The sequence below is a fragment of the Anabaena sp. TISTR 8404 genome (assembly GCF_056847745.1).
In genome coordinates, this window is the sequence record NZ_CP180578.1 from 377,397 (window position 1) to 397,531 (window position 20,135).

At 42.1% G+C, this 20,135-nt stretch carries 17 protein-coding genes; 7 read left to right on the top strand and 10 right to left on the bottom strand.

The window, feature by feature from the left end:
• The first annotated feature begins 58 nt into the window (after nt 1-58).
• On the top strand, nt 59-829 hold the full coding sequence (locus ACMX3D_RS01780; protein ID WP_482749784.1) for a pentapeptide repeat-containing protein: 771 nt from the start codon (nt 59-61) through the stop codon (nt 827-829).
• A gap of 133 nt (nt 830-962) precedes the next feature.
• On the opposite strand, the gene ACMX3D_RS01785 is transcribed toward ACMX3D_RS01780, so the two are convergent.
• The 3 genes from ACMX3D_RS01785 to ACMX3D_RS01795 are packed head-to-tail and all read right to left on the bottom strand — an operon-like array spanning nt 963 to nt 3,478.
• Nucleotides 963-2,711: an FAD-dependent oxidoreductase gene (locus tag ACMX3D_RS01785; RefSeq protein WP_482749785.1), complete on the bottom strand. Its 1,749-nt coding sequence runs from the start codon at nt 2,709-2,711 to the stop codon at nt 963-965.
• Between the two features lie 27 nt (nt 2,712-2,738).
• On the bottom strand, nt 2,739-3,134 hold the full coding sequence (locus ACMX3D_RS01790) for a type II toxin-antitoxin system VapC family toxin (protein WP_482749786.1): 396 nt from the start codon (nt 3,132-3,134) through the stop codon (nt 2,739-2,741).
• Entirely contained in the window at nt 3,134-3,478 is a 345-nt protein-coding gene (locus ACMX3D_RS01795; protein WP_482752259.1) for a ribbon-helix-helix domain-containing protein, read from the bottom strand. Before ACMX3D_RS01795 ends, ACMX3D_RS01790 begins: the two co-directional genes overlap by 1 nt.
• Before the next feature lie 165 nt (nt 3,479-3,643).
• Here ACMX3D_RS01795 and gatB point away from each other — a divergent pair, with 165 nt between their 5' ends.
• Nucleotides 3,644-5,119, top strand: a complete 1,476-nt coding sequence (gene gatB, locus ACMX3D_RS01800; RefSeq protein ID WP_482749787.1) for an Asp-tRNA(Asn)/Glu-tRNA(Gln) amidotransferase subunit GatB — start codon at nt 3,644-3,646, stop codon at nt 5,117-5,119.
• Nucleotides 5,120-5,764: 645 nt separating this feature from the next.
• Nucleotides 5,765-7,024, top strand: coding sequence for a bifunctional ornithine acetyltransferase/N-acetylglutamate synthase (gene argJ, locus ACMX3D_RS01805; protein WP_482749788.1), 1,260 nt, complete (start codon nt 5,765-5,767; stop codon nt 7,022-7,024).
• A 194-nt stretch (nt 7,025-7,218) separates the two neighbouring features.
• Here the strand turns inward: argJ and ACMX3D_RS01810 are convergent, their stop codons facing one another.
• On the bottom strand, nt 7,219-7,341 hold the full coding sequence (locus ACMX3D_RS01810; protein WP_482749789.1) for a hypothetical protein: 123 nt from the start codon (nt 7,339-7,341) through the stop codon (nt 7,219-7,221).
• Between ACMX3D_RS01810 and ACMX3D_RS01815 the strand changes: the two genes are divergently transcribed.
• From ACMX3D_RS01815 to ACMX3D_RS01830, 4 genes are all read left to right on the top strand, one after another.
• Complete coding sequence (locus ACMX3D_RS01815) at nt 7,331-7,510, top strand: hypothetical protein (RefSeq protein ID WP_482749790.1); 180 nt, start codon at nt 7,331-7,333, stop codon at nt 7,508-7,510. The genes ACMX3D_RS01810 and ACMX3D_RS01815 overlap by 11 nt on opposite strands.
• 96 nt (nt 7,511-7,606) lie before the next feature.
• Nucleotides 7,607-8,998 (top strand): malic enzyme-like NAD(P)-binding protein, encoded by a 1,392-nt coding sequence (locus ACMX3D_RS01820; protein ID WP_482749791.1) that lies wholly within the window; start codon nt 7,607-7,609, stop codon nt 8,996-8,998.
• 301 nt (nt 8,999-9,299) lie between these two features.
• Nucleotides 9,300-11,570, top strand: coding sequence for an alkaline phosphatase D family protein (locus tag ACMX3D_RS01825; protein WP_482749792.1), 2,271 nt, complete (start codon nt 9,300-9,302; stop codon nt 11,568-11,570).
• A 92-nt stretch (nt 11,571-11,662) separates the two neighbouring features.
• Entirely contained in the window at nt 11,663-12,085 is a 423-nt protein-coding gene (locus tag ACMX3D_RS01830) for a peptidoglycan-binding protein (protein WP_482749793.1), read from the top strand.
• Nucleotides 12,086-12,249: 164 nt separating this feature from the next.
• On the opposite strand, the gene ACMX3D_RS01835 is transcribed toward ACMX3D_RS01830, so the two are convergent.
• The 6 genes from ACMX3D_RS01835 to ACMX3D_RS01860 all read right to left on the bottom strand — a co-directional run bounded on the left by ACMX3D_RS01835 (nt 12,250) and on the right by ACMX3D_RS01860 (nt 20,119).
• Nucleotides 12,250-15,309, bottom strand: coding sequence for an ATP-binding protein (locus ACMX3D_RS01835; RefSeq protein ID WP_482749794.1), 3,060 nt, complete (start codon nt 15,307-15,309; stop codon nt 12,250-12,252).
• A 284-nt stretch (nt 15,310-15,593) separates the two neighbouring features.
• Nucleotides 15,594-16,652, bottom strand: a complete 1,059-nt coding sequence (gene aroF / locus ACMX3D_RS01840; protein WP_482749795.1) for a 3-deoxy-7-phosphoheptulonate synthase — start codon at nt 16,650-16,652, stop codon at nt 15,594-15,596.
• 272 nt (nt 16,653-16,924) lie between these two features.
• The gene (locus ACMX3D_RS01845) at nt 16,925-17,392 is read right to left on the bottom strand and encodes a photosystem II biosynthesis protein (RefSeq protein WP_482749796.1); all 468 of its coding nucleotides are present in this window, start codon (nt 17,390-17,392) and stop codon (nt 16,925-16,927) included.
• A gap of 12 nt (nt 17,393-17,404) precedes the next feature.
• Nucleotides 17,405-17,674: a 30S ribosomal protein S15 gene (rpsO, locus tag ACMX3D_RS01850; protein ID WP_482749797.1), complete on the bottom strand. Its 270-nt coding sequence runs from the start codon at nt 17,672-17,674 to the stop codon at nt 17,405-17,407.
• Nucleotides 17,675-17,815: 141 nt separating this feature from the next.
• Nucleotides 17,816-18,415, bottom strand: a complete 600-nt coding sequence (locus ACMX3D_RS01855) for a gamma-glutamylcyclotransferase family protein (RefSeq protein WP_482749798.1) — start codon at nt 18,413-18,415, stop codon at nt 17,816-17,818.
• A gap of 300 nt (nt 18,416-18,715) precedes the next feature.
• Nucleotides 18,716-20,119, bottom strand: a complete 1,404-nt coding sequence (locus ACMX3D_RS01860) for a ferredoxin:protochlorophyllide reductase (ATP-dependent) subunit N (protein ID WP_482749799.1) — start codon at nt 20,117-20,119, stop codon at nt 18,716-18,718.
• Nucleotides 20,120-20,135 lie beyond the last annotated feature (16 nt).

Here is a 20,135-nt window from a genome sequence, read left to right on the forward strand (position 1 = left end):
AAGTATAAATTTATAGCCTAATTTTGAGTTTTGAGCAGTAAATATTACAAAATCGAGTATGAAAAGCCCTATTTTAGCCACAATCATATTTGTCAGCGCCCTCAGTCTGAACACAACTGCCCAAGCAGCTAATTCCGAACATCTCAGACAGTTATTAGCTACCAAACAATGCCAAAACTGCGATTTAACAGGTGCAGGTTTAGTTTTAGCTGATTTATCTGGGGCTAATTTGAGTGGTGCTAATCTCACAGGTGCAAACCTCAGCCGTGCTAATTTAACTGGTGCTGATTTACGAGGTGCAAATTTAAGCGGTGCGGGATTATTTGGTGCTAACTTAACAGAAGCTAAATTCAATGGGGCAAATCTTGCAGGTGCAGATTTAAGAAATGCTTATTTAGGAAATGCCGAATTTACTAGTGCTTACCTTCAGGGAGCTAACTTTCAAGGAGCAATTGGTATCCCGTTACAAGTCGCGACACCAGAAGAGTTTTATGCTTGGGGAATAGCCGAAGGGCAAAAAGGCAACCACCAACAAGCAATTAAGTATTTCAGTCAGGCGATCGCAGCTAAACCAGAATACGCAGGTGCTTACTTAGCTCGTGGTGTTGCCAAATACCAACTATTTGATCGTCAAGGTGCGTTTGAAGATGCCCAAATAGCCGAAAAACTATTTAGTACCCAACAAAATGGCACTGGAACCCAAACAGCACAGGCTTTTATCAAAGAATTACAAACACCTTACAAAGAAAATGTTACTACAGGCAAAGCAAGTTTCTTTGACTTTGTCAGTGGTCTTGGCTCAGTTCTACTTCAGTTCTTACCCTTCTAAGCTGTTAAGAATTTAATTTGCACATTGAGGCCGCAAGGGGGCAGGAAGCAGGGGAGAGGTTTGCAGCTTTTTACCATGAAAATGGTGCATTCTAAATGACGATTAGCTTAAAATCAAACAACTTTGCAATATTTCAGTTGATTTTATCAACTAATAACCAATTACCAGAGAAATTCAGTCTTCCCCAAACAGTAATCAATTGTTCATTTAAAGCAATTTGTAGCTGATCATCTACGTGCGATCGCAAAGTTACTAGTTGCCAAGTTTGACCTTGATACGCAGATGGTTCAGTCACTATAAGTTGGTAATTCTGCTGATCTATGCGTTGGAAAATACCTGTTAAACAGTCACAATTTTGGGTTGATACTTCCTCAACCAATGAGATTTTAGGGCAATTACCGCTGATAGGATAATCTTCAGGATGGTTTAAATAATCTAGTTGCGTCGATAACCATTGTGGATGATTGGGAGAAAAATCTAGATTAAATAAAGGTGCGATCGCAGCAGGTGCTTGCTTATCTTGTAATAATGCTTTCTGTAAAGCCCTAACTGATAAATCTCTCGGTTGTAAACCCAACTCAACGCACATAGCAGCAGCCATACCAGCAGCTTGACCGATACCCATCACCACAGGTTGCAATCTTGTTGCACCATTAGCTATGTGCGATACAGAAATATTTTTTTCACACACTAATAAACCGTCTGTAGTCGCCGGAACCAAACAACGGTAAGGAATAGTAAACGGCGTTCCCGTCCAGCGTCCCCCCCAGCGAATTGATTTTGGTTGTAGTGGTAAATCAAACCCTGGATAATGATGGTCGTTGGCGTAGTTACCAATAGCAACTGCATCTGGAAACAAAGATGCAACTCTACCTCCAGCTACAGGTAAAATATCTTGTTCTCGAATTGTTGTAAGTCCTACTAAACGGCGACTTTCACGGTAATAAGGATGTAATGCAACAGCAGTATCAGTCCCAGGGAACACCTTCTCTGCTAAACCGTAGCGACGACCTAACTGATTTTGGATAAAATGAGCAAAATTTTGACTGTGCCAACGGCATTCTTGGAGAAACTCAGTTTTAGATGCTTCTGACTCTAGCAAACGTGCGACATCTTCACCGTAATCATTACCTTTAATGGGCCAGTTAATCATAAAGCGATCGCCTGGCAAGCGTCCATAATTCAAAAATTTCTCTGCACCATAGTTTTCCCAAGCACCAGCAAACAGCGCCGGATTATAATTAGGCGCAGCCGGAATTTCAGGTGCAACAGCATCACCAAAGTCTTGCATAACTACTACCCAAGTTGGTGACTGCACTGGATATCTCTCCGTCAGAGCATTATAACTAGTTGGGGCGCTGGGTTCTTCCCATTCACTTTGCAACTCCCAACCCCAACAGTAAGGTATTTCCGCCAACGCCAATAAATCACCCAATTCTGTACCGTCGAGAATTACCTTGGCTTGCACAGTAAAATCAGCAAACCGCACCCCAGTAATACAATTTTCCTGCTGTAAAACTTCCAATGGTACGTATCCAGAAATCCATTGCAGATTTGGTAATTCTTGCACCCAATGGGCAAAAATCTCCGCCCCCACAGCAGGATCGTAACTAAAAAAACTTACCCAACTGTTATCTAAACCTCCTGGTTGGCGTTGTCGTAATTCTTGTAAAAACGCGTCCCATAACCCCGTTTGCCAAGCAATTAATTCATTTCCATCCGGTGCAGACACTCCAGCGGAAGTCAGCATTCCTCCCAACCAAGAAAACTCACTTACCAAAATAGTATTAACTCCCATTCTCGCTGCTTGGATAGCCGCAGCAGTTCCACCAGTTCCCCCGCCGACAACTAAGATATCAGCTGTATATATTTGATGAGTCATAGTTTGTATCTTTATGTTGTTAATCCTCTAATTGTCCAGCCAGTTTTCTAACTGTAAATTAGGAATATTAATAAAATCTTTGATGTTATTAGTCACGAGAATATCGTTGCAAGAACGAGCAACAGCAGCAATTAAAGCATCTACTTCGCCAGTTGGTTTGCCAATTGTTTTGAGTTCACTTTGAATTTTACCAAATTCACAAGCTGTGTTTAGAGAAAATGGTTCTATTAGTAATAAATCAAGAAACTGCTGCAAAGTTTCTTGATTTTTGGCTAATTGTTGAGAATAGTAAACACCTTTATAAAGTTCTGCAACTACAATTGTGGATAGATAACATTGACTAAAGTAGAGATTAAATTTCTTTACTACTTGGGGGTCTGCTTTGAGCAACGCAATGCAAATGTTAGTGTCTAACAGATACATTAGTCTTTATCCCGATTATCAATTAAGTCTATGATTCTACCTTGATAGGTATGGCGTTGCTGGTCAACTTCTGCAAATATTTCTGTTAAATCTGGTTGATTTTTCCACGCCCCAAATAATTTATTTAATTTAGCTAATTTCTCTTCTTCTGTTAAATCTAATTGTGGTTTAGTTATTAGCTTTTCAACATTCTGTAATTGAGGTAAACGTTTTTGCTTCCACTCGCGCAGTGCTTCACGAATTACCTCACTGCTACTAGCATATTCCCCTGACTCTACAGCATTACGAACCAAAGCTGCCATTTCTGGGGTCAGGGCAACACTGATTTTTTCGACGTTAGGCATAGTAATACTAACTTTTTGCTCTATAGTAGCAATTTTTCCTACCATAGAGCATACTGCAACGATGTCTCTCGACAAGCCGCAAAGCGTCTACGCATCACAGCAAGAAATAGTCAAGGCGAAGCTAAAATAGTAATTTACGTGTAAATTGGTCGAACTTTTAATTTTATGACTTCTGCTACTCCGGTCAAAACTGAGTACGAAGCGATTATTGGTCTAGAAACCCATTGTCAGCTCAGTACGAATACCAAAATTTTCTCTAGTAGCTCTACGGCATTCGGTGCTGATCCAAATACTAACATTGACCCTGTGTGTATGGGATTACCAGGGGTTTTACCCGTACTCAACCAAAAAGTTCTAGAGTACGCGGTGAAGGCAGGTTTAGCATTGAATTGCCAAATCGCTAAATATAGCAAATTTGACCGTAAACAGTATTTTTATCCTGATTTACCGAAAAATTACCAAATTTCTCAATATGACCTCCCCATTGCTGAACATGGTTGGTTAGAAATTGAGTTGGTAGATGCTGAAGGAAATCCTGTGCGGAAACGCATTGGTATTACCCGCCTGCACATGGAAGAAGACGCGGGTAAGTTAGTTCATGCGGGAAGCGATCGCCTGTCTGGTTCGAGCTATTCTTTGGTAGACTACAACCGTGCAGGTGTGCCGTTAGTCGAAATTGTCTCAGAACCACATATTCGTTCGGGACAAGAAGCGGCAGAATACGCCCAAGAATTACGCCGGATTTTGCGTTATCTCGGTGTGAGTGACGGGAATATGCAGGAAGGATCGTTGCGTTGTGATGTTAACATCTCCGTGCGCCCCGTCGGACAAGAAAAATTCGGCACGAAGGTAGAAATTAAAAATATGAACTCCTTCAACGCCATTCAACGCGCGATTGAATACGAAATTGAACGCCAAATTGCCGCTGTGGAAGCCGGAGAACGCATCATTCAAGAAACGCGGTTATGGGAAGAAGGTTCACAACGCACAATTAGTATGCGGACGAAGGAAGGTTCCAGCGATTATCGCTACTTCCCCGAACCTGATTTAGCACCTATTGAGGTGTCTGATAGTCAATTAGAAGCATGGCGTAGCGAACTACCAGAACTCCCCGCCCAAAAGCGTCATCGTTACGAAACTGAATTAGGGCTTTCGGCTTATGATGCACGAGTCTTGACAGAAGAGCGTTACGTATCCGAATATTTTGAAGCAGCGATCGCCGCAGGTGCAAATCCCAAAGCAGCAGCTAACTGGATTACTCAAGATATCGCCGCATATCTCAACAAGCAAAAACTCAGTATTACTGATATTGCTTTAACTCCGGCTAACTTGGCTGAAGTCATCACCCGCATTGAGAAGGGCAAAATTAGCAACGCCCAAGCTAAAGAAAAATTGCCAGATTTACTCCAAGGTGTGACTCCAGAAAAAGCTTTTGCAGGTCAAGAACTAATTACCGACCCCAGTATCCTAGAACCGATTGTCGATGAAGTGATTGCTGCTAACCCCAAAGAACTAGAGAAATATCGTAACGGTAACATTAATCTCAAAGGCTTCTTTGTTGGGCAAGTGCTGAAAAAGACCAGCAAACGTGCTGATCCGAAGTTAACTAACGAACTGGTAGAGAAAAAGCTGAATGGCTAAATTGATTGACAGTAAATTCTTGGCAATCAAGCATTTTATGCTGTGTTCGCTCAGTAATTTCTTTACAGTATATTTACTAAAATCACAGTCTGCTAAGTAATACCCCTCACAAATAACAAGTTATCCTGTGCTTAGTAGATGCACCCTAATGATCCGGAGAGTAGCCCCAGCTTCTCTCCTTATTTTTTAGCTAGGAAGTTATGTTTCTATCACATTTAAAATCTTGATTTGGTAAGCAGAACAGTTAACTTACTGGATTCATATTCAGGAGATAGTCACACATTCCATAAAACAAATTAAAAATAATCAAACATAACCATCAAAGCTCAATGTGCATTTTTGAATGTGACACAGGCTAGTAATGAAATTTACCGTTTTCATTTAAAATTTTATATCTAAGTAATCTACGGTTAAATTCTTAACAATATTTATACAAAAAAACAAATAATGGGTGATACTCCTCATGGCAAAAATGATATGCTGTGTTAAGTAGATGCACCCTGATGATCTGGAGAGCTGCTCAAGTAGCTCTCCTTTTTCAATAGATATAGGGAGTGGGGAATGTACAAATGACAATTGACTATTGACTATTGACTATTGGTATAATCGCCAGTCAAGCCGCTAATTTTGTGGGGGAACGTAGAAATGGCAGACTGGCAAGAAATTACTGGTGGTGTGACTGCTCCTAAAGGATATCGAGCCGCAGGAATCACCGCAGGATTAAAACCGTCGGGATTGCCAGATTTAGCTTTGATAGTATCGGATGTAGAGGCGATCGCAGCTGGTGTATTTACCACATCTCAAGTCAAAGCTGCCTGTGTAGATTATTGTCGCCAACGCTTACAAGCCAAACCTAGCATTCGTGCTATTCTCTGCAACGCCGGACAAGCCAATGCCGCTACAGGTAGTCAAGGTGTACGTGATGCCCAAGAAAGTGCCGAGTTGTTAGCGAAGGAATTAAATATTTCCCCAGAATTGATTTTGCTCGCTTCTACTGGTGTAATTGGTCAACGCATCAAGATGGATGCTTTACGCAGTGGGATTCCCAAACTAGTAGCCAGCCTCTCGGAGACAGGTTCTGATGCGGCGGCTGGGGCAATTATCACCACAGATTTAGTGACAAAATCAATTGCTCTAGAAACAACATTACATGACCGCCCAGTCAGAATTGGTGGTATCGCCAAGGGTTCCGGCATGATTCACCCCAACATGGCAACTATGCTGGCATTTGTCACCTGTGATGCGGCTGTTTCTCCCCATCTTTGGCAGCAAATGTTGAGTAGAGTCGCAGATAAAAGCTTTAATTCCATTACCGTAGATGGCGATACTAGCACCAACGACAGCTTAATAGCTTTGGCAAATGGTCAATCTCGCACCCCAGCAATTACCGAGATGGGTGCAGAAGCCGAGAAATTAGAGGCGATGCTAACAGCAGTATGCCAGCATTTAGCTAAAGCGATCGCACGAGATGGTGAAGGTGCAACCTGTCTTATAGAAGTGCAAGTTACCGGAACTCATGATGACCTCGCAGCACGACAAATCGCCAAAACTATTGCAGGTTCATCTTTAGTTAAATCTGCAATCTTTGGGCGTGACCCCAACTGGGGACGCATCGCCGCCGCCGCCGGACGTGCAGGTGTACCCTTTGAACAAGATAACTTGCAAATTAAGTTAGGAGATTTCTTACTATTAGAAAATGGTCAACCTCTGCAATTTGACCGCACCGCCGCCAGCGCATATTTAAAACAAGCAGCCACCGATTATCCTAGCAATATCAAAACTCAACGCTTAGATAATCCTGTAATTATTGCCGTCAGCGTTGGTAATGGTCATGGTACAGGTAAAGCTTGGGGTTGTGATTTAAGTTACGACTACGTGAAAATCAACGCCGACTACACAACTTAACCAAATCAACAGCGATTCGCAGACAGAACTTCATCAGCCTAGGAATGTAGTGGCGATCGCTTTCAACTATGAGCGATCGCTCCTTATCAGTTAATTATTCTCCATTTTCTCATCGGTAAATTACTGTTGCGTTTGTCTAGCCATCAATTAGCTGCGTGATGTAAAATTTTTGATGTAAAAATTCGGAACCAAAATTAAAGCGATCGCACTGACCACCCATCAATGCGATCGCTTCTTAGTTTGTAAGTGCTGAGTAGGGAGTCGTGAAACTGCTCAATAAATGCTATACAAGTTGATGCATTAACAATGCAAGTCAATGCATTAACAATGCAAGGCGATGCATTAACAGTGCAAGTCGATGCATTAACAGTGCAAGGCGATGCATTAACAATGCAAGTCGATGCATTAACAATGCAAGTCGATGCATTAACAGTGCAAGTCGATGCATTAACAGTGCAGATGATAAAACTTGTGTGTACAGCGTAGCTTTAGAAAGGTAGGGCTTTATAGATTTTAGTTTTAGTCTAGATTTTTACTTAGCGATTCAATATAAGATGTAAGATTTACAATTCCAAAATCAAAATGGCAGACCTCACTCCTAATTCTAGTTTTAGTTTGACTTTACGTTTGCAGATTCCCAACCGCATCGGGATGTTGGCATCGGTAACTCAAGCGATCGCCACAACTGGTGGTAATCTTGGTCAAATAGATTTAATTGAGCAAACCCGTCAAGAATCTACACGCGATATTACTGTTGATGCTGCTAGTACAGAACACGCTGAGACAATTGTGCAAGCTATCAAAGCCCTACCGCACATCAAGGTTGTAGATGTTTACGATCGCACTTTCAATTTACACCGAGGTGGCAAAATTAGCATTGCCAGCAGGATTGCCCTAAAGAGTGTTTCTGATTTAGCAATGGCTTACACTCCTGGCGTGGGAAGGATTTGTAAAGCGATCGCCGCCAACCCAGAAGAAGTTTACAATCTAACTATTAAACAAAACACTGTTGCTATTGTTACTGACGGTAGTGCTGTTTTAGGATTGGGCAACCTTGGGCCGGCGGCGGCTTTACCTGTGATGGAAGGTAAAGCAATGCTATTTAAAGAATTTGCAGGAATAGATGCTTTCCCCATTTGCTTAGCTACGCAAAACACTGATGAGATTGTTCAGGCTGTGAAGCAAATCGCACCTGTGTTTGGCGGTGTGAATTTAGAAGATATTGCTGCGCCACGCTGCTTTGAAATTGAACAGCGATTGCGTCAGGAATTAGATATTCCCGTATTCCATGATGACCAACACGGTACAGCAATTGTCACATTAGCAGCGTTATACAATGCTCTAAAATTAGTTCACAAATCAATGGCTGACATCCGCATTGTAATAAATGGTGCGGGTGCAGCGGGAGTTGCCATTGCCAGGTTACTGCGGAAAGCTGGGGCGCAAACAATTTTAATGTGTGACTCCAAAGGTATTCTTTCAACTAGCCGCACTGACTTGACAGAAGAAAAGCTAGAATTTGCGGTTAAAGCCCAAGGTACTTTAGCAGGCGCAATGCAAGGCGCAGATGTATTTATTGGTGTTAGCGCCCCCGGAGTATTAACGCCGGAAATGGTACAAGCAATGGCTAAAGACCCGATTGTGTTTGCAATGGCCAATCCGATTCCCGAAATTCAGCCAGAATTAGTTAGTAAAACTGTAGCAGTGATGGCTACTGGACGTAGTGATTACCCAAATCAAATCAATAATGTTTTGGCTTTTCCGGGAGTGTTTCGGGGTGCTTTAGATTGTCGCGCTCAAGAAATTACTACCACGATGTATCTAGAAGCAGCAAGTGCGATCGCTTCTTTAGTCAACCCAGCCGACTTAAATCCAGAACATATTATTCCTTCTGTGTTTGATGTACGTGTCGCCCCAGCGGTAGCGGCAGCAGTACAAAGGGCAGCCCGTGAAGAAGGTATCGCCAAGAGTTGATTATAATTCTTCTGGGATGGGCATCTGTAACATTTTGGATTTTAGATTTTGGATTTTGGATTGTTAAATAAACGTGAATTTGACAGACCTCTCTCTCACTTCTTCCCTCTCCTAAAAGGTGAGGGAGGAAAAATGAAAAATGAGGGTTTTACACCCCTCTCCTCGTAGGAGAGGGGCTGGGGGTGAGGTCAAACAAGCAATCAATCTTTCACAATCATGTTTCAATTTGGTATTGCCCGTCCCAGAGAAAAAGCAAGAGGGGGATAAATTAACTGCCGATGCACGCTAATAAAAGTTACCCATGAATTACCCCTTTGAAAGTGAGTTTATTGAAGAACTGCCGCTAATTTTGGCAGGGCCAATGCTACAACGTACTGAACCAACAGCAGTGACGGTATGGATAGCATTAAAGCAGTCTTGTCAAGTAGAACTGAAGGTTTATGAAACAACAAATAATGGTGCAACGTTAGGCAATTGTTTGTTAGCAGGGCAACGTTCTACATTTGCTTTGGGACAATATCTGCATGTTGTAGCTGTCACGGCGCGGTGTGAAGATGTCAATCATTTGGTAAGCGATCGCATCTATGCTTATGACTTACAATTTTTCTGTGGTGCAGAACAGCAAACTCTATCACAAGCATTAAGTTCTTCTAGTTTTGCAGCAGATAGTATCAGTTATTTTGACCATCAAAAGCCAACGTTTGCTTTACCTCCTAGTCGTCTGCAAGATTTAAAAATTGTCCACGCGTCTTGTCGTAAACCGCATGGTCATGGGTTAGATGCGTTGCCAATTCTTGATGCTTTAATTGCAACTACAGCTAATCAACCCGAACACCGTCCCCATCAATTGTTTCTCACAGGAGATCAAATTTACGGCGATGATGTTGCAGATCCGGCGTTATGGGTGGCGACTCAATTGGGTGATATCTTACTGGGATGGGAAGAACAGTTACCCGTAAGTCCGATTTATTGCACTCCCAAGCAATTACTTCCTGGACAACGTGCGGAAGTTGCAACCGAACAAGCTGGTTTTACTGCCGTATTACACAATAAACTTTCTAAGGTAAACAGTCATCTTCTCAGCTTGGGAGAATATTACGCTGCTTATTTATTAACTTGGTCGCCTGTATGCTGGCCGAAGAAATTTCCCCAAGGAAAAGAAGTAACTAGCAACCGCCGCGCCATCAAAACTTGGAATAAAGAAGTTAAAGATTTACAGCAATTCATTTACACCTTGGGGAAAGTCCGTCGCGCTTTGGCAAATATTCCCACATACACCATTTTTGATGATCACGATGTCAGCGATGACTGGAATCTCAACCAAGCTTGGTGTTTGCGAGTTCTGGAAAAACCTTTAGGGCGGCGAGTCGTGCAGAATGCTTTGTTAGCTTACGCCGTGTTTCAAGCATGGGGAAATACACCTGAACAATTTACATCTGGTCAATCTGGTGAAAAACTGTTGAAGGCAGCGGAAATTTGGTCAGCTTTTCACGGAACAAATACTGATGCAGAAGAAGCGATCGCACTTTATGTTGGTCTACCAGCTAAAGATTCTCTCACAGGCTTACCTACTTTTGCCGAAGATAATTCAACATTAATCTTGGCACGACATCCCGAAGCCCTGCATTGGCATTACACAATTCGCAGCCCAATTCATGAAGTGATTGTTCTTGATACCCGGACTTGGCGGGGTTATCCTGCTGAGGAAAAACCCATCGCACCACCAAGATTATTATCGCCGCAAGCTTTAAAACAACAACTCCTGACTCCTTTACAAGCAAAAATAAATATTCCCGCCACATTTGTCATCGCACCCACCAATGTATTCGGCTTAAAAGTCATTGATTGGGTTCACCATTGGCATTTACAAAACGACAAAGTTTTTTCTACCGATGTTGGTGATGCGTGGAACATTCATAAACAAGCATTGGCAGAGTTTCTCACCACATTATTTGCCCAACGTCAACAAGTAATTGTTTTATCTGGGGATATCCACTATAGTTCTGTGGTGCGTTTATCTCATCAAGATATTAATTCGCCATCATCATCTGTTTTAGTGCAGTTAACTTGTAGTGCTTTAAAAAATGAAGAATTCCTCACGCGGTTAATTCACACCAAATTGAAAAATTGGCTGTTACCAGAAAAAGTGCGATATTGGCTAGGTTGGAGTCATCCTGCTGATATGGTAGAAGTTTCCGCCAAACAATGGCAACGCCAACAGTTGCGTCAACCTGATTGGCGTTGTGCGCTAGAGTTAGTTCCTCGCCAAAAAACTCGGCCTGCTAACTTGAAAACAGATGTGTTAAGTTTTATCGCACCTTGGAACCGACCAGAAAAAGCAAAATGGCGATCGCTACAATTTTTAATGTTTTGGAAAGCCAGATGGTTTCAAGATGGAAAAGAAGTAGTAGGCGTGAATAATTTAGCATTAGTGCAGTTTGAACCGACAGATGAACGCCTTGCCAGTAAAGTCATTCAAGATTTATACTGGTTTTCTTCCTGGTATACAACAGAACTTGTTTACAGTCGGTTTGAGTGTCAGCTGCTACCCAATCGTGATTTGTTCAATTAGGAATTTCATCAGTTGTTGGTGTAGCTAATGTCAACAAACAAAACCCAATTACCTAGAAATTTTGTAGCCTTACGATTTGGAGCTTTAGCAATATGATTACCTACACCAACGCTCAATTCCGCTCTATCTTACATGGATTAGGATATCTGGCTCAAGATTTTGCTGCTGTATCGAAGGGGTTTCCGGTTAGTAAAGATAATGCTCCGTTAACCACGATTAAAACTATACAAGCAATCAAAAACTTTCAGGCAGATTATGGACTTCAAGCGGATGGTGTAGTTGGGCCAAAAACAATGGCGAAAGCCGAAGAAGTCATGAGAATTCTGCAATATGAATTGAATGTTGTCGTCAAAGCAGACATACCAAAAGATCATCCCTTTTATGGGCCAAAAACAGTAGCAGCCGTTAAAAAGTTTGCAGAGCAATATTCTTCTGAAGATGAAGGAGCGATAACTGGTGTAGCCACTTTAGAAATCCGCAAAAATCTTGATAGAGTAGCAAAACAATTAATATAGCAAAGTGCTGAGTGCTGAGTGCTGAGTACTGAGTGCTGAGTGCTGAGTGCTGAGTAAAAATCCAGCATTTACCCTACGGGAAGCCACTCCGCTTCTACAGGAGTTTCAGTAATCACAATAATCCCGATCTATGCTTCGACTGTTATATAGTTTTTCTGTCCCTGTTAAGAAATTAAATTTGCGATCGCCTCGATTAATTCTTCGGGATCTACTGGTTTGGATAAGTGTGTTTGAAAACCTGCTGCGAGTGCTTGTTTTTGATCAGATTCTCCAGCATAAGCTGTAAGTGCGATCGCTTTTATTTGTCCACCTTCTTTTGACCAAGTTCTTACCTGACGGATGAGTGTATATCCGTCCATTTCTGGCATGGCAATATCACATACCAAAATATCTGGCGGAGATTGTTTTAATATCTTTAATGCTTCATGAGCAGATGCAGCGGCTGTCACTTCTGCCCCATACTGCTCAATTGTGAACACCAGCAGTTCTCGTGTATCTTGTTCATCGTCAACTGTCAGCACCCGCAAGCCACGCAAATCAAAGGATTTTTTAGCTGAGGTTTGATTGTGCTGTGATTGTATAACTGTCGTGATCAGTGGTAATTTAACTGTAAAGGTGGCTCCTTTGTCTTCTCCAAGACTTTCGGCGTGAACTGTACCGCCATGCATTTCGACAATGTGACACACAATTGCTAATCCTAATCCTAGTCCGCCAAATTTTCTGGTTGTAGCACTATCAGCTTGGCGGAAGCTTTCAAATACGTAAGGTAAAAATTCTGGTGTAATGCCTTTACCTGTATCGCTGACTTGAATCTGTGCATAATTAGGAGTAGACTCAAGCTTAATTTTAATCTCGCCGCCCGTTGGGGTAAACTTCACCCCATTAGAAAGCAAATTCCACACCACCTGTTGCAGACGACTAGCATCACCCATACAAGGCGGGATATCTGGTGTTATCTCACTATGAATCTGGATTGATTTAGCTTCTGCTGCTAACCTGACGGTTTCTTTAGCAGCTGCAATTATTACAGCTAAGTCAACCTGAGAAGTATTCAGCGTTAATTTGCCTTGCAGAATGCGAGAAATATCTAACAAATCACCAATTAGTTGAGTTTGTAATTTAGCATTGCGTTCGATTGTTTCCAAAGCCAGCGCTTTTTTCTCTTCATCTAATTGGCGAGTCCGCAGCAATTTTATCCAGCCAAGTATGGGATTTAGCGGCGTTCGCAATTCATGAGACAACACTGCCAAAAATTCATCTTTAATGCGGTTAGCAGTTTCGGCTGCTTCTCGTGCAGCTTGTGCGCGTTGTAATAATTCTTCCCGTTCTGCTTCGACTTGCTTGCGATCACTAATATCACGGGATACTGCAATAACACCTGCGATCGCTTGCTCTGGACTATACAGAGGAGCCAAAATATATTCGTAACAATGTCGCCCATCAGCAGCATTATACTCAGCCTCTGCCCTCAAAGGTTGTCTTGTTTTCATTACTGTTTCTCGTTGGCTGTCTACCCGCCCCATAGTCGCAAACATTTCTGGGGCAAAATGCAGTTCTTGCCAAGTCTTACCGATTATTTCCTCTGGCTTCCAACCTAAAACAGCAGCACCACCTTCACTGACATACAGATAACGACCATGCCGATCAAAAATATAAATATGATCTACCGAGGCAGAAAGAATCGCATTTAAGATATTGGCTTGATGTTGCACCTGTCTCATCAATTGATGTGTGCGTTCTTCTGTCTGCTTGCGTTCAGTAATATTCAAAAATGCAGCTACCGCTCCTCTAGGATTACCCTGCTCATTAAGGAGGGGAGCAGCGTAACCAAATAAATTAAAGATACTGCCATCACCACGAACAATATCAACTTCTGTACCTTTAAGTTCTGTATTATGAATAGCTGCATAGCGTAGGGGATATTCTTCTGGTGACAGTTCTTTTCCCTCACGCAAAATCTTGTAAGCTGGACGCAGCGCATTTACGCAAGTCGCTGAAACATTAACTCCAGGGGAAATACCTAAAATCTCAGCAAATGCAGGATTAGATTTTACCTCCTGAAATTCCATATCTTCGGTAATCAGAATTCCAATGGGAATTAACTCAAATAAAGTTTGCATATTTTGACTCAAAGAAGCGATCGCCTCCTCCCGTGCTTGGAGTGCTGCGGCCATTTCGTCAATTGCTTGCGCCAGTTCGCCAAATTCTCCCGATATATGAGAAAGTCCTGTACGGGTGTTGAGTTCACCACTACCCAAAATCTTGGCTGTTTGCACTAAAGATTTTATCTGCTGAAGAAAAAAGATATCTCCACCTATCCAAGCAGCTGCGATCGCTAAAAAAGTAACTGCACCTAAACTAATTAAATTTCTCAGTAATAATCTATTAGCATCAGCCAAAACTTCCGACTTGGGCATACCAACTCTGATATATCCATCAGGGTTGAGTGGATTATCGCCCAAAGCAACAAAAGCGAAGATACGTGATATGCCATCAAGACTAGTTAATTCATCAATACCTTCACCCTGAGCATTTTTCATTCTTGTGAAAGCATCTGGTAGTAAAGATTTGCCTACCCAAATTGGCGAATCAGGATAGCGGACTAAAACTGTTCCTGTTTGGTCAATCACGCTTAGCACTGAGCCTTGTGGCATTTTGACTTGCGCCGCCAACTGATTTAACTGCGCTAAATCAAGTGCAGCGATCACCACAGTTTTCACTTGTCCTATCTTGTTTAAAATTGGGTAAGCGAAATTTATCGTGGCTTTTTTTGTGACGCGTCCTATTTGATACTCACCAACGGCAAATTTCTTGGTTTGCACAGCACGTTGAAAATAACTGCGGTCTGTTGCATTTGCTGAGCCAGAGTAGGGAATCCCAGTACAAATCGTGTTTCCTTGAGCATCAACTACAGCAAAATTAGCGTAATTTGAATGTTGTTTGAGAATATCGGCCAGTAATTGATTACACTCTGCTGAATTCCCCTGCTGGACAACTGGCAGCTGTGCCAATATCATCAGCATTTGATGACTTGCTTCTACAACTTGCTTTTGGTTATTAGCCGCCAATCTCGCCAGTCGTAGTGTCTGTTCTTTTGCCTCTACTGTAGCGGTACGCCGTTGTTCAGAAGCAGTGTAAAGAATTAATCCCAGTGCCGGAACAACAGCTAACAGGACGAGAAGTATTAGGCGAATGCGAAGTGTGCTATTTAACCAAGAGCGCATTAGATTTAGTTTGGCTTGCTACTCATAATTTTGAACCAAAATTTCAAATCTAGAATTGTTAAGACTTGATACCCTGTTTCCACAGACAATTTTTTGTGTGAGTTCTGATGATGAGCATTGAGCGATCGCAGGCATCTTTTTTATGCAAGATTGGAGCATAGCACACCATATATGCAGAATAACTCTATCTAGCGATACAAAAACATGTTATCTCATAACACTAAAGTAGGGTGGGCATTGTAATGACCACCCTACAAAACTTGTTCTGCTTCCTGAATTTTTCTTCAAGTCAAAGCAACTGCTGGTTGCGGCCAGCGTCCCATAGCTTTGCCAACCACAGATAATTCTTGCATTAATTGGTCAAAACGCTCTGGTGTCAAAGATTGCGGCCCGTCTGATAAAGCTTTTTTAGGGTTGGGATGAACCTCAATCATCAGGGAATCAGTACCAACTGCGATCGCAGCCATTGCCATTGCTGGCACAAATTCCGCCCAACCAACACCATGACTGGGATCAATCATAATTGGTAGGTGTGTGAGTTTCCGCAATACTGGTACTACCGATAAATCTAAAGTGTTGCGAGTGTACTGGCGATCGAAGGTGCGAATTCCTCGCTCACACAAAATCACATTTGGATTTCCCGCTGCCAAAATATATTCAGCCGCCATCAACCACTCTTCAATTGTGGATGACATTCCCCGCTTCAACAATACAGGCTTTGGTTGTGCGCCTACTTTTTTCAGCAGGGAGAAGTTTTGCATATTTCTCGCACCTACTTGGACAACATCTGCAACTTCGGCAATTTTATCCAGTTCAGCCGCATCCATAACTTCTGTAATCACGCCCAACCCGCTAACTTCTCGCGCCTTTGCGAGTAAATCCAATGCACTTTCACCGTGTCCTTGAAAAGCGTAGGGAGAAGTCCGGGGTTTGTATGCACCACCGCGCAAAAACCTAGCACCCGCAGCTTTGACGCGTTGTGCTGTTTCCACAATCATTTCTTCATTTTCTACAGAGCAGGGGCCAGCCACAACCACCAAGGGATAATGTTCACCAAATGTAACTGCACCATCTGGGGTATTTACTACTACTTCCGAAGCTTCGCCATGACGAAATTGACGACTAGCTCGTTTGTAAGGTTGTTCTACCCGTAATACTTGCTCAATCCACGGGCTAATTTCTTGAATTTGTAAGGGATCTAAATCGGCAGTCTCACCTACTAAACCAATTACGACTTTGTGTTTACCAATGATTTTTTCTGGTGTCAGTCCCCAGCTAGTTAGTTCCTCGTCAATGCGGTTGATTTCCGCTTCTGGGGAACCAATCTTCATGACTACGATCATTTTAAATTACCTGATGAGTTGAATGAAATCTCAAATGAATAAGCCGGACTATATTTGGTACTTTTAATTATTTAGCGTAATTTTCAAAAATGTGAAATTAATATTTATCAGTATAAGAAAATAGAGCGCTCAGCAACTTATCTACTGAATATTGGGTTTAATTAAATACTGTATTTTTTAATTAGCAATGTTGAAGTTATATAACTTTAACTTCAACATTTACTGTCAAATTACCCAATACCAAAGTTATCTGAAAACCTGAGCGCTAATTATTAGACGTTCTTTTGCCGAGTTTCACGCCAAACCGCTACCATACGCCCAAAATTAGTGGTAAACTCGCTCATTCCTAGTAAACCTCCCGGTCGTTCTTCATCCCATGAGGCTGAAAGAACACCGTAAGTAATGCCTAGCACCCCTAAACCAAATAACCCCATATTGACCAGCAAGACCGCAATGGGAGCTAATTTGATATGGGCTTGGGTAGCTAGTAGATAGCTAACTACTAATGTAGTAATTCCCAAGGCTGTGGGGACACCACAAAAAAATGCTACCCGCCGAATCATCCGCTGACTCACCACTTGAGGGATAGCCATTTCTTCTTTGGTAAATGGCGGCTTCTGGCTGGCTGATTTTTCTGGCGGATTAGACTTGATGGGAGTTTTTTGAACTTTTACAGGTTTTTGGCGTTTTTTGTTCGGTTCAAAAGGCAAGCGACTACGTTCAGATTCTTCAGCAGACATAAGCGGTAGTTCCTATCCACGAATACCAAGGCGAGCAATCAAAGCTTGATACTTTTCCCGGTTTTCCTGTTGGAGATAAGCCAGCAGGCGCTTACGATGACCAATTAGCTTTAACAAGCCGCGCCGGGAAGAATGGTCTTTTTGATTAGCTTGGAGGTGTTGGCTAAGGCGGTTAATCCGCTCGGTCAGCATTGCAATTTGCACATCAGCGGAACCAGTGTCGGTTTCGTGAACTTGGAAATTGGAAATTATTTCTTGTTTGCGCTGTTGCGTCAGTGCCATGATCGATTAAGTTCTAGTTTTTCTAAATATATGCAGCAGTCTCCCATAATATCACAGCCATTAAGCTGTATGTAGAATCGGATGGAAGTGATTATTAGTTATGAGTATTTTTGCTAAATTTTTATATTTATTTTAATTAAGCTAAGCCGATCGCCTGATTGGTTGTGCTTGATGCCGCTGTTGTAAGTTATACATATGATTAAACAAGTGCCAGCAGTATTCCTCTGGCAAACCACAAGTAACAGCACCCCGCAAGACCACGTTAAAATACCAGTCATTGGGTGCGGCTTCTTCTGGTAATTTGCTGACAACTACATAAGTACGCACATCTTTATATATGGAATTGTGGCTGTGAATCTCGACTGTTTCGTGTTGATATAGTCCTTGACCAACACCTTCACGTATATCTAAATATTCACTTAATCGCCAGGGTAGCTGATAAAGTACACCTTTGACATTGGCATTAGGGTCTTTAACTACATCTAAAACACCACATTTCCGACTGGGCGAGTAGAGATAAAACCCCAGACGATATCCTTTTAATACTCCAGGGCCGATGACGTAAGGGTGGGTATTTTCCCCAAGCGATCGCTTTAAATCCACCGGACACATGCACGAGCCATAAGCAAAATAATAGAATGTTGGCTCTTTTTGTAACTCTTGTTGCAGTTTCAAATCTAACTTTGCAGGATTATGAGATTGCACCCAATTGTAGCCTGAGTGTCCAATTTGATTACTCATCTATCCCTAGATATATTAACTACAGGTAAAATTCTAACATCAAACGATTAAATAATACAGCCATAAATCGATAAAGTAACCGTAGTTTTATCTTAATTTTTTATAAAAATTACCAATTTTGGGTAGCGATCGCAGATGTCTAAAAACTTAAATGGGGATAATTAGATTCTGCAAATAGCATCTGATATTGTGTTGTATTGAATAGTTAAATTAGACATTCTTTGCGCCTTTGCGTGAAACAAAAATAAAAAAGGCGAACTAACGTCCGCCTCAAATATAAACTTACTAACAACACAAATCTTAAATCTTCGCTTCTTCTCGCACCAACTTATCCCAACCTAAATCTTTCAAATTGTTATTGCGACGCAATGGGCGAGTTACCAATTCTAAAATGTCACGGGCATTGCTAAAGCCGTGAATTTGAGCAAAGGTAAACTCTACCGACCACTTGGTATTAATACCCCGCGCTTCTAATGGATTAGCATGAGCCATACCAGTAATTACCAAGTCTGGTTTTAACTCATAAATACGCTGCACTTGGTTGTAATTATCTGGCTTCTCGACAATCTTCGGTAAAGGTACACCCATTTCTTGGCAAGCTTTCTCTAACATTGCCAATTCCGCAGCTTGATAGCGCTTATCCATGTAAGGAATGCCAACTTCATGCACAGTCATTCCACAGCGCACCAAAAACCGCGCTAAAGAGACTTCTAGCAAGTTGTCGCCCATGAAGAATACAGACTTGCCACGAATAAGTTTTACGTAGTCTTCCAAGCCCGCCCAGATTTGTGCTTCTCGTTCTTCTAAACCTTTGGGTGTAATGCCAAACACCGAGCAAATTTTCTCTATCCAGGCGCGAGTACCATCAGGGCCAATGGGGAAGGGTGCGCCAATTAATTTGCACTTACGGCGACGCATTAAAGTAGTTGCAGTGCGGCTGAGGAAGGGGTTAACACCAGCAACGTAATATCCTTCTTCTAGCACTGGTAATTCAGTGAAGCGTTTCGCAGGTAGCCAGCCAGACACTTTGATGCCTTGTTTCTTCAATTCTAAGGTTAACTGCGTCACCACAGGGTCGGGGAGAGAGCCAAAGAGAACTAAAGGCGGATGATCTACGTATTCTGATTCTTCTTGGACTACTTCTTCTTTTTTCTTACCAAAGTTGAGCAGCTTTTGAATGGCATTACGATCGCTCTTTTCATTTTCTGTCACCGGCGCTTGGCTGGGACAGCGATTTGCCATTGCAGCTAAAACGGTGTCTTCACCTTGGGTAAAAGCGTAATCTAAACCGTTGGCACGGGCTACAACAATCGGAATGCCAATTTCACCTTCTAACTTGGGTGCTAAACCTTCCAAGTCCATTTTGATGATTTCAGTGGTGCAAGTGCCAATCCAGACAATGACACTGGGATTGCGATCGCGTTTTATTTGTTCACACAATCGCTTTAATTCTTCGTAGTCATTTAACTGTGCTGAAATATCACCTTCTTCTAACTCTGCCATTGCATAACGGGGTTCTGCAAAAATCATTACCCCCATTGCATTTTGGAGAAAGTAGCCACAGGTTTTTGTCCCAATCACCAAAAAGAAGCTATCTTCAATTTTTTGGTATAACCACGCCACGCAGCTAATCGGGCAGAAAGTGTGGTAATTCCCAGTTTCGCACTCAAAGTTTAAAGCTTCTGGTTGTTGAGCGACAGTCATTTTGGTTTTCTCCCCC